The organism is Dactylosporangium sp. CA-092794 (assembly GCF_050948465.1).
GTDB lineage: Bacteria > Actinomycetota > Actinomycetes > Mycobacteriales > Micromonosporaceae > Dactylosporangium.
In genome coordinates, this window is the sequence record NZ_CP192044.1 from 3,576,187 (window position 1) to 3,589,889 (window position 13,703).

General features: G+C 65.3%; 14 protein-coding genes. 3 read left to right on the forward strand and 11 right to left on the reverse strand.

All coding sequences use genetic code 11. From position 1 onward, the window contains the following. The first annotated feature begins 46 nt into the window (after positions 1-46). From metK to ACQPXD_RS15285, 3 genes are read left to right on the forward strand one after another with little or no spacing between them, the layout of a single operon-like run. Positions 47-1,234, forward strand: a complete 1,188-nt coding sequence (gene metK / locus ACQPXD_RS15275; protein WP_432843848.1) for a methionine adenosyltransferase — start codon at positions 47-49, stop codon at positions 1,232-1,234. 11 nt (positions 1,235-1,245) lie between these two features. Next, positions 1,246-2,739 carry an adenosylhomocysteinase gene (gene ahcY, locus ACQPXD_RS15280; RefSeq protein ID WP_432838862.1) on the forward strand — a complete coding sequence of 498 codons (1,494 nt, stop codon included), beginning with the start codon at positions 1,246-1,248 and terminating at the stop codon, positions 2,737-2,739. Positions 2,740-2,751: 12 nt separating this feature from the next. Further along, positions 2,752-3,786 carry a carbohydrate kinase family protein gene (locus ACQPXD_RS15285; protein WP_432838864.1) on the forward strand — a complete coding sequence of 345 codons (1,035 nt, stop codon included), beginning with the start codon at positions 2,752-2,754 and terminating at the stop codon, positions 3,784-3,786. Positions 3,787-3,788: 2 nt separating this feature from the next. Here the strand turns inward: ACQPXD_RS15285 and ACQPXD_RS15290 are convergent, their stop codons facing one another. From ACQPXD_RS15290 to ACQPXD_RS15340, 11 genes are all read right to left on the reverse strand, one after another. After that, positions 3,789-4,826: an arsenic resistance protein gene (locus tag ACQPXD_RS15290; protein WP_432838866.1), complete on the reverse strand. Its 1,038-nt coding sequence runs from the start codon at positions 4,824-4,826 to the stop codon at positions 3,789-3,791. A gap of 359 nt (positions 4,827-5,185) precedes the next feature. After that, positions 5,186-5,623 carry a MerR family transcriptional regulator gene (locus ACQPXD_RS15295; RefSeq protein ID WP_432838868.1) on the reverse strand — a complete coding sequence of 146 codons (438 nt, stop codon included), beginning with the start codon at positions 5,621-5,623 and terminating at the stop codon, positions 5,186-5,188. Positions 5,624-6,262: 639 nt separating this feature from the next. Beyond that, on the reverse strand, positions 6,263-6,481 hold the full coding sequence (locus ACQPXD_RS15300) for an integrase core domain-containing protein (RefSeq protein ID WP_432830764.1): 219 nt from the start codon (positions 6,479-6,481) through the stop codon (positions 6,263-6,265). A 200-nt stretch (positions 6,482-6,681) separates the two neighbouring features. After that, on the reverse strand, positions 6,682-7,722 hold the full coding sequence (locus ACQPXD_RS15305; protein WP_432830766.1) for a tyrosine-type recombinase/integrase: 1,041 nt from the start codon (positions 7,720-7,722) through the stop codon (positions 6,682-6,684). Next, positions 7,712-8,674: a tyrosine-type recombinase/integrase gene (locus ACQPXD_RS15310; RefSeq protein ID WP_432830768.1), complete on the reverse strand. Its 963-nt coding sequence runs from the start codon at positions 8,672-8,674 to the stop codon at positions 7,712-7,714. Before ACQPXD_RS15310 ends, ACQPXD_RS15305 begins: the two co-directional genes overlap by 11 nt. Beyond that, positions 8,671-9,705, reverse strand: a complete 1,035-nt coding sequence (locus ACQPXD_RS15315; RefSeq protein WP_432830770.1) for a tyrosine-type recombinase/integrase — start codon at positions 9,703-9,705, stop codon at positions 8,671-8,673. The genes ACQPXD_RS15310 and ACQPXD_RS15315 overlap by 4 nt, the downstream gene beginning before the upstream one ends. Further along, complete coding sequence (locus ACQPXD_RS15320; RefSeq protein ID WP_432830772.1) at positions 9,587-10,612, reverse strand: IS3 family transposase; 1,026 nt, start codon at positions 10,610-10,612, stop codon at positions 9,587-9,589. The genes ACQPXD_RS15315 and ACQPXD_RS15320 overlap by 119 nt, the downstream gene beginning before the upstream one ends. Then, positions 10,609-10,929 carry a transposase gene (locus ACQPXD_RS15325; RefSeq protein ID WP_432830774.1) on the reverse strand — a complete coding sequence of 107 codons (321 nt, stop codon included), beginning with the start codon at positions 10,927-10,929 and terminating at the stop codon, positions 10,609-10,611. Before ACQPXD_RS15325 ends, ACQPXD_RS15320 begins: the two co-directional genes overlap by 4 nt. Positions 10,930-11,399: 470 nt before the next feature. Next, positions 11,400-11,834, reverse strand: a complete 435-nt coding sequence (locus ACQPXD_RS15330) for a MerR family transcriptional regulator (protein WP_432838870.1) — start codon at positions 11,832-11,834, stop codon at positions 11,400-11,402. 473 nt (positions 11,835-12,307) lie between these two features. Further along, complete coding sequence (locus ACQPXD_RS15335) at positions 12,308-12,772, reverse strand: MerR family transcriptional regulator (protein ID WP_432838872.1); 465 nt, start codon at positions 12,770-12,772, stop codon at positions 12,308-12,310. 82 nt (positions 12,773-12,854) lie between these two features. Then, positions 12,855-13,256: a heavy metal-responsive transcriptional regulator gene (locus ACQPXD_RS15340; protein WP_432838874.1), complete on the reverse strand. Its 402-nt coding sequence runs from the start codon at positions 13,254-13,256 to the stop codon at positions 12,855-12,857. Positions 13,257-13,703 lie beyond the last annotated feature (447 nt).

Sequence of the window (13,703 nt, forward strand, 5' to 3'; positions counted from 1 at the left end):
TCAGCACCCGCAGGGCTAGATCAGGCACTGCAACGATCGGAGGACACTGATGGGACGACTCTTCACGTCGGAATCGGTGACCGAGGGGCACCCAGACAAGATCGCTGACCAGATCAGTGACGGGATTCTGGACGCTTTGCTGGCCGTCGACCCACGCAGCCGCGTCGCGGTCGAGACACTGATTACTACCGGCCTGGTCCAGATCGCCGGTGAGGTGAGTACACAGGGCTACGTCGACGTGCCTGGCATTGTTCGAGGGATCATCCTCGACATCGGCTACGACTCCTCGGCCAAGGGTTTCGATGGTGCGTCCTGCGGGATCAACGTTGCCCTCGGGGCGCAGTCCACGGACATTGCCCAGGGCGTCGACGAGGCGTTGGAGGCGCGTACCGGCGGTGGCGACAAGCTCGATGGGCAGGGAGCCGGCGACCAGGGAATGATGTTCGGGTTCGCCTGCTCGGAGACACCGGAGCTGATGCCCCTGCCGATCGCGCTGGCGCACCGGCTCGCCCGGCGCCTCACGCTGATACGCAAGGACAGGACCGTGCCCTACCTACGACCGGACGGCAAGACCCAGGTGTCGGTCGAATACGACGGGCATCGTCCCGCACGACTCACGACCATCGTCGTCTCGTCGCAGCACGCGTCCGACATCTCCCTGGAGTCTCTCCTGACGCCGGACATCCAAGACCATGTGATCAGGCCTGAGCTCGAAGGTCTCGAACTGGACACCAGCGACTACCGACTCCTCGTGAACCCAACCGGGCGCTTCGAGATCGGTGGGCCCATGGGCGACTGCGGCCTGACCGGTAGAAAGATCATCGTCGACACATACGGCGGGTATGCGCGGCACGGCGGTGGTGCCTTTTCCGGCAAGGACCCGTCCAAGGTGGACCGCTCCGCGGCGTACGCCATGCGGTGGGTCGCGAAGAACGTGGTCGCCGCCGGCCTTGCCGAGCGATGCGAGGCACAGGTCGCGTACGCGATCGGGACGGCCCACCCAGTGAGCATGAGCATCGAGACATTCGGCACGGAGAAGGTTCCGGTGGAAAGGATCGAGAAAGCGGTGTTGGACGTCTTCGACCTGCGGCCCGCAGCGATCATCCGGGACCTGGATCTGTTGCGGCCGATCTACCTGGAAACCGCCGCGTACGGGCACTTCGGCCGTGAGCTGCCCGACTTCAGCTGGGAACGCATCGATCGGGCGGCCGACCTGCTGTCCGCAGTGGACTGATGGAGGCCAAGATGACGAGCACTCTGCCGGTATCGGACCCGGCGGCCTCGGCCCGACCGCGTACGGTCGTCGAAGGCGACTTCAAGGTTGCGGATCTGTCGTTGGCCGGGTTCGGCCGCAAGGAAATTCAGCTGGCGGAACACGAGATGCCAGGGTTGATGGCGTTGCGCCGCGAGTACGCCGCCGCCCAGCCCCTGGCGGGGGCCCGGGTAACGGGATCGCTGCATATGACGATCCAGACTGCGGTGCTGATCGAGACGCTGGTCGCGCTGGGCGCCCAAGTCCGCTGGGCATCCTGCAACATCTTTTCCACCCAGGACCATGCGGCCGCCGCGATCGTCGTCGGCCCGGACGGCACGATCGAGGCGCCGGCGGGTGTACCGGTGTACGCGTGGAAGGGCGAGACCCTCGCCGAGTACTGGTGGTGCACCGAACAGGTGATGCTGTGGCCGGACGGCCAGGGTCCCAACATGATCCTGGACGACGGCGGCGACGCGACTCTGCTGGTGCACAAGGGTGCGGAATTCGAACAGGCGGGCGCCGTGCCGTTGGTCGAGACCGCAGCCAGCGAGGAGTATGCGGTCGTTCTCGGCGTGCTGCAGCGCTCGCTTACGGAGGACAATCGCCGCTGGACGCGAATCGCCGCGGGCATCAAGGGCGTGACCGAGGAGACCACCACCGGCGTGCACCGTCTCTACGAGATGCATGCCGCCGGCAGTCTGCTCTTCCCGGCGATCAACGTGAACGATTCGGTGACGAAGAGCAAGTTCGACAACAAGTACGGCTGTCGGCACTCGCTCATCGACGGCATCAACCGAGCGACCGACGTGCTGATCGGCGGCAAAGTCGCCGTGGTGTGCGGGTACGGCGACGTGGGCAAGGGTTGCGCGGAGTCGCTGCGCGGGCAGGGCGCCCGGGTCATCGTGACCGAGGTCGACCCGATCTGTGCGTTGCAGGCGGCAATGGACGGCTACCAGGTGGCCACACTCGAAGACATCGTGGCGACGGCGGACATCTTCGTGACCGCGACCGGTTGCCTCGACGTCATCACCGCCAAGCACATGGGGCGGATGAAGCACCAGGCAATCGTGGGTAACATCGGCCACTTCGACAACGAGATCGACATGGCCGGCCTAGCCAAGCGCGGCGACGTGGAGCGGATCACCATCAAGCCGCAGGTCGACGAGTGGCGCTTCGACGACGGTCACTCGATCATCGTCCTGTCCGAGGGTCGGCTGCTGAACCTCGGCAACGCAACGGGCCACCCGTCCTTTGTGATGTCGAACTCGTTCTCCAACCAGACGATCGCGCAGATCGAGTTGTACACGAAGACGGACCAGTATTCGATCGGCGTGCACACGCTGCCGAAGCACCTCGACGAGAAGGTGGCCCGCCTGCATCTGGACGCGCTGGGTGCCAAGCTGACCGAGCTGTCGAAGGAACAGGCTTTGTACCTGGGCGTGCCGGTCGACGGTCCCTACAAGCACGATCACTACCGGTACTAGGAGCGGAGCGACATGGGCCGCACGGTCGTTACCGGCTCCATTGCCACGGATCACCTCATGCGTTTTCCCGGACGCTTCGTCGAGCAGTTGCTCCCAGACCAGTTGCATCGCGTGTCGCTGTCATTCCTGGTCGACGACCTGGTAATCCGTCGTGGAGGGGTGGCCGCAAACATCGCCTTCGGTATGACCCAGCTCGGCGAGCGCCCGATTTTGGTGGGCGCGGTGGGTAAGGACTTCGCCGACCACAGGTCGTGGCTTGAGGACCGTGGCGTGGATTGCTCCCATCTTTGGGTGAGCCAGCAGGCGCATACCGCACGGTTCGTCTGTACCACCGACGAGGACCTGTGTCAGATCGCGTCGTTCTACCCAGGCGCGATGACGGAAGCTCGGAAGATCAGCCTGGCTTCAGTCCTCCGCCAGGTCGAGGACCTGGACCTTGTACTGATCGGAGCCGACGATCCGCTGGTAATGCTCCGGCATGCCGCGCAATGTCGCACCAACGGCGTACCGTTCGCAGCCGACCCGTCCCAGCAGTTGGCTCGCATGTCCGGCGATCAGGTGGTCGAGTTCATCCGGGGAGCCAACTACCTGCTCACCAACGAGTATGAGCACGGCCTGCTGCTCGCCAAGACCGGCTGTACGGCGGAGGACATCGAGCGTTCCGTGGAAGTGGTGGTGACCACCCTCGGGGAGCGAGGCGTCCGGATCACGCGCAGAGACCATGATCCGATCCACGTCCCTGCAGCCAAGGTGCAGGCCCTGAGCGAGCCCACCGGTGTCGGTGATGCCTTCCGCGCCGGCTTCTTCATCGGCATCTCCCGAGGCATGTCCCTGGAGGAGGCGGGTCGGGTGGGCTGTCAGCTGGCTGTCTTGGCGCTGGAGACAGTTGGTACGCAGGAGTACAACACAGACGCGTCGATGTTCTGCCACCGCCTCTCCGTGTCCTACGGCGAGGCGGCGGCAGTGCGCATGTGGAGCAGCTGGCCAGGCTTTGGCAGGACCGGCCCGGACCGGCCCGCCGGGATGGTGATCGAGTTGCGGTCGTGAGGTCATCGCGACCGTATGAGCCGCGGAACGACCCAGACGAAGATCACCATCCCGACAATCTCCACCAGCCTCTGGGTCACGACCGCGGCCGGAGCTAGTTCCAGTCCGGCTGGCAGAGCGAGCGCCAATGGCAAGACCACGAGGGAGTTGCGAGTGGACCCGGTGAATACCACCGCACGGCTGCCACCCACGTCCAAGCGGAATACTCGGGCCAAGGCCATGCCTACCGCCAACATGATGATCATGAAGGCCGTGTAGACGGGAACGACGCCGATGATGTCAACCAACGCGCCACTGACCGTGGGTATCTCCGACGCGACCACCATCAGTAGCGTCAGGCTCATAAGAGGTACTGGTAGCGGCTTGGATACGTCCAGCACGGCTGGTCGTACGAGTCGACGGCTCGCCGCGGCCTGCAGAAGCCAGGCCGCGGCGAGCGGGATGAGGATGACGACGACGAAGGCGTGAACGAACGGCCTGAAGTCGAAGGCTGAGACGAATGCCGGGTCGGCCATCAGGTACAGGAACAGTGGCAGCAAGGCCATCTGGGCGAACAACTGCAGCGGCGTCGCGGCCAGCAGGCGTTGGGTGGAACCGTTCGCGAGCGTGCAGAACACGATGACGTAGTCCACGCATGGGGTCAGCAGTACGAGCAAGACTCCAATGCGCAGTCCGCGATTGTCCGGTACGAAGTGGACGAGCCCGGCCACGATCACCGGGACCGCCATGAAGTTCAGCGTGAGGGCGGCGCCGAGAAACCGTGTCTCCCGCAGGCCGCGTTTGAGAGCGGCCACCGGCAGCTGCAGGAATGTCACGAACAGCAGCGCGCCCAGTACTGGATTGATGGCGTGTTCCAGCGATGGAACGTCGTGAGGCAGGTGTAAGCCGACAAGGGCCCCGGTGGCGATCGCACCAAGGTAGATCAGAACCTGGTAGCGCTCGAGGCGAGCGGTGACTGGGTCCCAGCGTGTGGGTCGCGCGTTGAGTGGTGAGGCGTCATGGCCGTAGGTGGCTTGGCCGTCGTGGGGTCCTGTCGTCATTGGCCTTGAAGGCGACCGTGGCGTGATCGGCCTAGTTCGCCCAGACGTGCGGCGTGCGGGCCGTATTCGGTGGCGTCACCTATTGCGCCCTGGCCGCCGAGTAGCCCGGCGGTGGTGCAGCCACCACATACCCAGTGCCGTGACCACCAACGCGACGGTGACAGCGACCAGCGTACGTTGCAGGATCGCAGCGCCCGCACTCGTAATTATGCCCGCGGTGATCAGCAGTGGGACCGCGCAACCCACAGCGCACGCTACCGCGGCCAATGCGCCCGTAACCTTGCTACGCATCGGCGGTCGGGCATCAGGCTGCGGTGGGGTATCGGGCCGGTGGTTGGTTGTGTGCGGTCGTGTTGGTGTCATCTGTCATCCTCTGTGTTGGCTACATCGGCGAACGGTGGCCAGTAATCGGTACAGTTGCAGTCAAGTCCACATTCGTCTCGAGCTTGCGCGACCTTGTTGAGGCCACTGCGGATCGCAGATAGCTGCTGGATCTTCAGATTGACGGCGGCAAGCCTGTCAAGCAGCTCCTGGCGAACGCTTGGAGTGATGTGACCTTTCTTGCTTGCTTCGAGGATCGCGGCGATCTCGTCGAGCGAAAAGCCGAGCCCTTGTATGGTCTTGATGACCATGACGAGCCTTATCGTCTCCGGCACGTAGGTGCGGTGTCCGCCCACTGTGCGCTGCGGTGCAGGTATCAGACCCCGACGTTCGTAGTAGCGAAGCGTCTGAACGTTCACGCCGGCGAGTTTCGCGACCTCACTGGTGCGCAGGCCCCGCCGTCTGTTCTCGGACATCGTCACGCCTCCATCGGGTGAGGGCTTGACTAGAGACCCGCCAACGACGCGGAGCCGTGTGAGACAGGTGTGATCGATGACAGGTTCAAGCGTCCAGGGGCGCGGCCGCGGCCCTCGAAGCTCACCACGGGGGCGGCGCGGGGCATCTTGAATCTCCTTACACGCAGCTTGGCAACCGGCGGTGCAGAACCGCACGACTCACGGGCTGCTACTATGCGGGCAGTCCATTCGGGTGCACGGATCCATACACATGACTGCTCACGGTCGCTGGGTGTTTCGACCTCGTCCTGGACGGTAAAGGTTGGACTATGCACCAAGGTCAAGCGCGTTTGGCATGATATATCTAACATTGACAAGCGGTGTTGAACCTCAGTGTGCAAATCTCCGCTACTGAGATATGGACGAGGCCCGCGCCGCGAGCTCCCCTGGCGACGAGTCGCCGAATAATCGCGAGCCGTGTGGTGTCGGTCAGCGACCTGAACGACGCCACGGCTGGCGCAAGAGCCACCAGGGGACGAACCAGTTTCATGTGCCCTGCCAGCGATCGCCATCGCCAGCTCGCGCGGGCACATCACGCGGTCGTTTGCCAGGTCTTGCGCGAGGTCGTGAAGTTCCACCCCAGGATCGGACACCGGGGTTTCATGCCGCGAGGGCGGTGGCCTGACGGTAGCAGACGCGGGCCTCGTACGGGGTTCGGTGACTGAGTGTCGAATGTAGACGGTTGCGGTTGTAGTAGGCAAGGTACGCGAACACGGCTCGGCGGGCGTCGGCCCGGGTGGCCCAGACCCGGGTGCCGATCTCGGCTTTCAGGGTCGCGAAGAACGATTCGGCGACGGCGTTGTCATAGCACGAACCCACGCGGCCCATCGACCCTCTCATGTGGAGCGTCCTGAGCGTGGTGCGGAACTCGGTCGAGGTGTACTGGGAGCCGCGGTCGGAGTTAAACCGAAATCGGTTTAACTCGGATTACGCCGAGTTCTGCGTTAAGCCGAGGGATCGTGGGATGGTCGGTGCCGGAAGGGTTGTCGTGTCTGATTCCTCGGCTTAACGACGGCATGTCATCGGAGGCTGTAGAGGGCCTGGAGCCTGTCCTCGGTGAGTGGCTGCGCGGCTGGCGAGTCGATTGCAGGCGTGGCCGCCTCCACGGCTTGTCGCATCATGTCGATGGTGGCGAAGGCGTAGAACGCTGCTGTGGTCGACATGTTCTCGTGGCCGAGGAGCCGCATGATGACGGGCAACGGGATGCCCTGCTGGTAGAGGTCCATGGCCTTGGTCTTGCGCAGTATGTGGCAGTGGATGTTGTTCGGGATCGAGGGGCAGCTCTGCCGTGCGGCTGTGGCAGCGTGCGTGAGCACTGCGGCGACGGTATCGGTCGACAGCGCTGTTGGCTTGCCGTTGTGCAGGCTGTAGAACACCGGCCGGGTCGCGGGAAGCTGCGTCGTGCCTGGGTGGAACTCGGCGAGGTAGGCGCCCAGGTGCTCGATCGTCTTGCCGGTGAGGGGGACGATGCGGGTCTTGTTCCTTTTGCCGGTGAGGACGACGTGTCCGGGCTTGCCCAAGCGGAGGTCCTGCAGTGTCAGGCGGGTGATCTCACCGACGCGGGCCGCGGTGTCGTAGAGCAAGATCAGCAGCATCCGGTTGCGGCGCGATTTCGCGGTGCGGCCGGTGCAGGCGGCGAGGACGGCCCGTGTCGCGGGTTCGGTGAGGTACTCGATCGGTTTCCGCGCGCTGGCTGGCGTGCGTAGCGCCTTGGCTGCCTGACTGAGCGCGACGAGGGTGATGTCCTCGGCGGAGCAGTAGGTCAGGAACGCTTTGACGCTGGTCAGCCGCAACGCGATGGTCCTGGGCGCGTAGTGCTGCTGGTCGGCCATCCAGGCCAGCCAGCTTTTCAGGTGTGGCCGGTCGAAGTGGTCGAAGCCCACGTCGGGGCGGTCGATGTGCTCGTGTTCGGCGAGGTAGTGCAGGAAGCATTCCAGGCTGATCCGGTAGGCCTCGATCGTGTTCGGTGAGCGTCGGGCCACGGTGGGCAGGTAGGTGTGCAGGTAGTCCCGGGCGAAGCGGTAGAAGTCCGGGGCGCCGGTTGCCGGGTCACGTTTCATCGAACCCGACCTCCGGTAGCAACGACTGGCTCGTGGCGGTGAGGTCGGCGTAGGCGTGCAGGAACTCCGGCGAGGTGTGGATGTAGTAGAAGCTCGACTCGATGTCCGCGTGCCCCATGTAGCGGGCCAGGTAGGGAAGCATCGCCATGACGTCCTTGCCTTGGGCCATCCATCGTTCGACGTTGGCGTAGGCGAAGTGGTGGCGGAAGTCGTAGGGCCGGGGCTGCTGACCGCCCACCGGTCGTGGGAGACCGGCCTGGTCCCAGGCACGGTTGAACATCTTCCCGACGGTCGCGGCGGTGACCTGGTTGCCGGCCGCGGAGACGAAGAATGTGCACCGCGTTGGGCCGAAGCGTGCGCGGGTGACCCGGTCGCAGCCGGCCAGGATCTCGGCGACTTCGCCGGTGATAGGTAGGCGTCGGGAGCGGTTGCCTTTGGAAGCCACGATGTCGAGGTGCCGGTCGCGAAGGTGCACGTGTTCGGGGCGCAGCAGGCGGGTTTCCCCGGTCCGCAGCCCGCAGGAGTGCATCAGCGTGAAGAACGCGACCGCCTGCCACCGCCACGGGGAGGCGGCGTTCAGCGTTGCGGCGGCCGCGAAGAACGCCTCGATCTCGTCCCTGGTCAGCAGGTAGGGGTGGGCGGGGACGACTGCGGCCTTCCACCGATCGGACAGGACGTAGGCGTCGCGCTGCCCGTGGGCCTGCAACCAACGGCCGACGTCGCGGATGTAGGACATCCAGGACCGGTACCGCCCTGAGCGGGTCAGCTGCTGGCTGACCCATCCCTCGACCGTGTCGCGGTCGAAGACGGTCCGCTCGTGTGTGGTGCAGTAGACGTCGAACTGCTTCAGGTACCAGATCCGGGAGACGCCGTAGAAGCCCATCTTCTCCTTGAACGCGAGGTAGGCCTCCAGTTGCGGTGCGAAGGCACTGGTGAAGCGGCGGGCGTTCATGACCGCATTCCGACGGGGACGTCGAGGACGCAGTCGAGCAGACGGTCCTCATCGACGCTCAGATACAGGTCAGTCGATTCCGGGCTCGTATGGCCCAGCACGGCCGAGATCGTCGGCAACGGGACCGCCGCGCGCAGCAGCCGCGACGCGGCGTTGTGGCGCAACAGGCGAGTACCGGCCCTCACGTCGGTGACGCCAGCCTTGCCGAACACGGTGGCGATCACCCGGTGGATCGATGCGTGGTCCGACAGCCGCGTATGTGGCGCCACGCAACGCAGGAACACGTGGTCGTCGGGCGAGTCCGGCCGTTGATCCAGAACGTAGTCGGCGAGCCTGCCGACCAGCAGATCGGTCAGCGGCACGGTCAGCGGGTTGTGCGTCTTCTGCTGCACGATGTCGGCGGTCCGTGCGCGCCAGTCGATGTCGGCCAGCCCCAGGTTGATGATGTCGCACGCGCGCAGCCCCGTCGTCATCGCGAGCAGGGTGATCGCGGCGTCCCGCGCGGCGATCGCCGGTGTCGCGCATGCGTGCACGACCAGGCGTTCAACCTCGTCGGAAAGCACCGGCAGGATCGCGTGGGAACGCCTGACCCCGGCCAGCCCGGCCGCGTCGACCAGGTCGTTGCGGCCGGTGAACTTCAAGAACGGCCGGAAGTTCGACAGCACCCAGAACAGCGACGACGTCGCCCACGTGCCTGTCAACGAGTCCAGAAACCCCAGAACGCTGGACCCGTCGGCGCCACCGAGGCAGGCGATCCCGCGCGCCTCCAGAAACACCAGGTAGGCGCGGCATACCCGGCCGTAGGCGTCGCGGGTGGCCAGCGCCAGGTCACGGTCGGCCATGTCGGCGTCCCACGCGGCAGCCAGCGCGGTGAACTCGCGCGAGACCGGTCGTGAGCCACCCCCGCCACGCTTACGGCACGACAACTCCACCCGGCCGGTCAGCATGTAGGCGTCGAACACCCCGATCAGCCGGCTGTAGTCGAAGCTGCGCTGCGCACTGAACCTGCCAGTACGCGGACTGATCGTCATCGACGCGAACGCAGCACCCAGGGCAGGCGAGTAGACGCCACCGCACTCCGCGGCAAAACACGTCAACGCTTTGATCGACTTCCTGTACTGGCCGATCGTCGACTCCATGTAGCCGGCTGCCCGCAACTCCGTGACAACAACCGACCCGATCCCTGTGACCGTCGTATCCATGGCCGTCTCCTCTCCGCAACGCGAATGGACACGACGGACGGTAGCCACCAACCGCAGGATCGTTAAGCCGAGGAATCAGCCAGGGCCACCCGGCCACCACAGGCCATCCCACGATCCTCGGCTTAACGCAGAACTCGGCGTAATCGGAGTGGAAGATGGCCCGTGGCTTGACCAGACCGCGCCGGTGGGCCAGCTCGACCGCGCCGCACACGAGGTCGGCGCGCATGTGCTCGGCCATCGCGTGGCCGACGACCTCGCGGTTGAACAGGTCGATGGTGGTGGCCAGGTAGAGCCAGCCTTCCTGGGTGGGCAGGTAGGTGATGTCGCCGACGAGGCGGTGCCCTGGAGCGGGCGAGGTGAAGTCGCGGCCGATCAGGTCCGGGGCGGGCGCGGCGGTCGTGTCCTGCTTGGTCAGCGACCGCCGTCGGCGGCGGGTGATGCCGACGATGTGGCGTTCCCGCATGATCCGCTCGACGCGCTTACGGTTGACCCGGCGGCCGCGCCGGCGCAGCTCGTCCGTCACACGCGGCGAGCCGTAGGAGCCCTTGTGCTCGCCGTGGATGGTGCGGATCTCGGCAGCGAGGTCGTCCTCGGCCTCAGCACGCTCCTGACGGGCGGGCTGGGCAGCGACCCACTCGTAGTAGCCCTGCCGGCGACCGACCGCCAGAACGCGGCACAGCCGCGTGACGCCGTAGGTGGCGTGGTACTCGGAGATGAACCGGTAGCGGTGGATCATCGACCCATCTCCTTGGCAAAATACTGGGCCGCCTTCCGGAGAATCTCCTTCTCCAGCTCCAGCTCAGCGACCTTCTTCCGCAACCGGCGCAGCTCCTCCCGCTCATCCGGGCTGACCTGCCCGTCGCGCTCGGAGCTGCCCCCGCTGCCCGCGCCGGCCTGCTCAGCCTGCTTGGCGACGTTCACCCAGTTGCGCAGGGTCTCGTGGTTCACGCCGAGCTCTCGGCCGATCTCACGAATCGTCCGGCCGGGCGAGGAGCGGACCAGCTCGACCGCATCCCGGCGGAACTCCTCGGGGTACTTCGATGGACGTGGCACCAGGACATCCTTCCCCAGACCAACTGTCTGGTTTCAGGGTGTCCGGTCCGCGGGTGGAACTTCAGTCGAGCCTCGGACAGGTCATCGCGACGGCCTCTGGCGATGGAAGGTCGGCGTCACGGATCGCCATCACCAAGGCCAGTGTCGGCCCAGTCGCCGGCTACGACAATGTGCTCCGTGCCGATGCCCCGTCCAGGAGTCCTTGGTAAGCAGGCCAGGGCGTCGTCCAGCGCGTCCGGGTGGGGATCCTCGGGATTGAAGCTAGCGTGGCCGCGACGCCGACGCCGACTGTGAGCTGGGCGACGAGGCTGCGCTATGAGCGTGGCGAGCCGAGGTTGTAGCACCCGCCGTGAAAATAGAGGACGTGGCCGGTGCTGCCGGGCGCTTGGGTGGGCTGGGGTCTGCTCGGCGGCGATGCCACGCAGACTGGCCGAGGAGACTGATGCGCCGCCGAAGCTCGTTCTTCCGGGTCATTGGCCGTCCATGCGGCTGAGATCCGCGAAGGGTTTTGTGTCGTCGGTGCAGGTGCAGTCGGTAACGGTTTCGCAATTCGCGTCGACCAGTCGAACGAGGGCGTCGCGTATGAGGCGGAGGCCGAGAATCTTGGCGTCGATTTCGATGATCTTGTCGGCAGCGCGTTGGTGCAGATCAGGTGAGGGATGGCGGCGCCCGCCCGCATCGAGCAGATCCGCAACCTCGTCCAGTGTGAAGCCGAGGCGTTGCGCGGTCTTGATGACGCCGAGCAGCGCGACCGTGTCAGCGGGGTAGATGCGGTGGCCGCCAACGCTGCGGCATGGTTGAGCGAGCAGCCCGCGGCGTTCGTAATAGCGCAAAGTCTGGATGTTGACGCCGGCCTTCTCTGCGACCTGGCCAACGCGCAGTCCGACCTCTCTGTAGCTGTTCATGTGTAGGCCTCCAAGCGGGGTGCTTAGCCGGTCAGGGCAAGCCAATCGCCCTGGACGCCTCACGCATGAGAGTGCCGGGGTGCCGGGGCAAGGCCGCATGCAAACCGGCGGCGCTGCCGGGCACCAACCCCGATGACGCCCCGAGCGGCGTCGTCTTCGACGATAAGCCTGTACCCAAATACCGAATGCAAGCCCCGGCGCGCATTTTGGCATTGCGACTTCTGCGTTCGGCCTTTGAGGCTGCTGCCGAACCATGACGCAGTCGTGCGACGCCACTGCACCGAACAGGCCCGACTTATTGTGAAGCAATGCAAGGTTCGAGATCGTCACAACGCGATCGGCGATCAACTACTTGTTCGACGGCTTTCGGGTTAGGTCATGACCGGAATTCCGCGCCTGCAACCCGGCGCGCCCCACTGAACGCCGTCGTCAGGGGCGAGGTACAGCCTGCTGGCGGTGCTCTGGTGGCGCCACTACCACAGTCGTTGAAGTTGATCGAGTGTGCTATGTAGTGCCGCCGCGGGGCAAGACGGGCGAGAGTCGCGCTGCTGACTTGGTTCGCATTGTGCCGCGGCTGCCTCTGCGATCAACTGATCGCGGATCGCCGTGAGCCTCATCAGCTCTCGGTCAATTGCTTCCATCTGGCGGTGTACTACCTGCCCGATGGCCATGCACGGGCACGTGTCGGCCTTCCGTACCAAAAGCAATTCGGCGATTGCGGGCAACTGCAGGCCGAGCTGTCTCGCGCAGCGGATAAACCACAAATGCTCGACCGCCGCTGGCTCGAAACGGCGGTGGCCTCGCGGCGTACGGCTTTGCTCCGGAAGCAGCCCTACCAACGCGTAGTAGCGCACGGTGCTCACCGGAACGTTTGACGCCGCCGCCAACGCCGATGTACGTAGCCCGCCCCTTGATGGGGGTAGCAAGGCTCGAGTCACGAGATGTGACGATAGACCTTGGAGTCGAGTACAACGTCAAGTGGCAGCGGAGGGGCCGCCGCTAGTTGACTGCGCTGACGCTCTACGCGTCGGCATAGGCGGGCGGCTTCCAAACCCCCGGCACAGGGTCGGGGCAATTAGGACTGGGCAGCTGGCTGACCATCTGCTGAAGCGTCGCCTGGAGTTGCGACAGCCGTTCGATCTCCGTGTCGACCTCGGCCTTGCGTTGACGCAGGAGGACTGCGGCGTCTCCGCACGGACAAGCGCCCGAGTCTCGCACGCCCAGCAGCTCGCGGATCTCGCGAAGCCTGAGCCCTAGACGCTGCGCACCCTGGATGAAGAGGAGCCGGTCCAGGGCGTCGGCGCCATAGTGGCGGTATCCGGCCGATGTGCGAGGCGGGGGAGGCAGCAGGCCCACCCTCTCGTAGTAGCGGACCGCGTCCGAGCTGAACCCGGACAGCCGTGCGAGGGCCGTGACGGTCATCGCGCCCTGCGCAGGAGCTGGCTGATTGTTGCCCGTCGGCAAGGAAGTGCCCCGTCTGGCTGGCGACTCTTGGTCCATGACTCTGGAGGATAGTCCGTGTTCGGGATTGACCACCACGCTTCGGGCAGTGGGCCACGTCCGATTCGGCACGATAGGCGGCTTATCTCGATGGGTATCGATCTGAATTTGTGAAAGCTGGGCCGTTCGACCTGCTCGCCATCGGTTGCCCTTCCCGGGGAAGGCAAGATCACGCGATCTGTTTACTGAGCTGGAGAATTGGGGTGATCAAATCAGCGCCTGCGTAGGATCGCGTCCGTTGGCGGACGCAGGGAGGCCACCGGCAGGTCGCGCCATGGCGGAGGAGCGTTCGCCGTCAGGCGGCGGGGCCTGCCGCGGAGCCGGTGTCCGATGTTGTGGCCTTGCGGCGCGGCGCAGCGTGCACCTGCG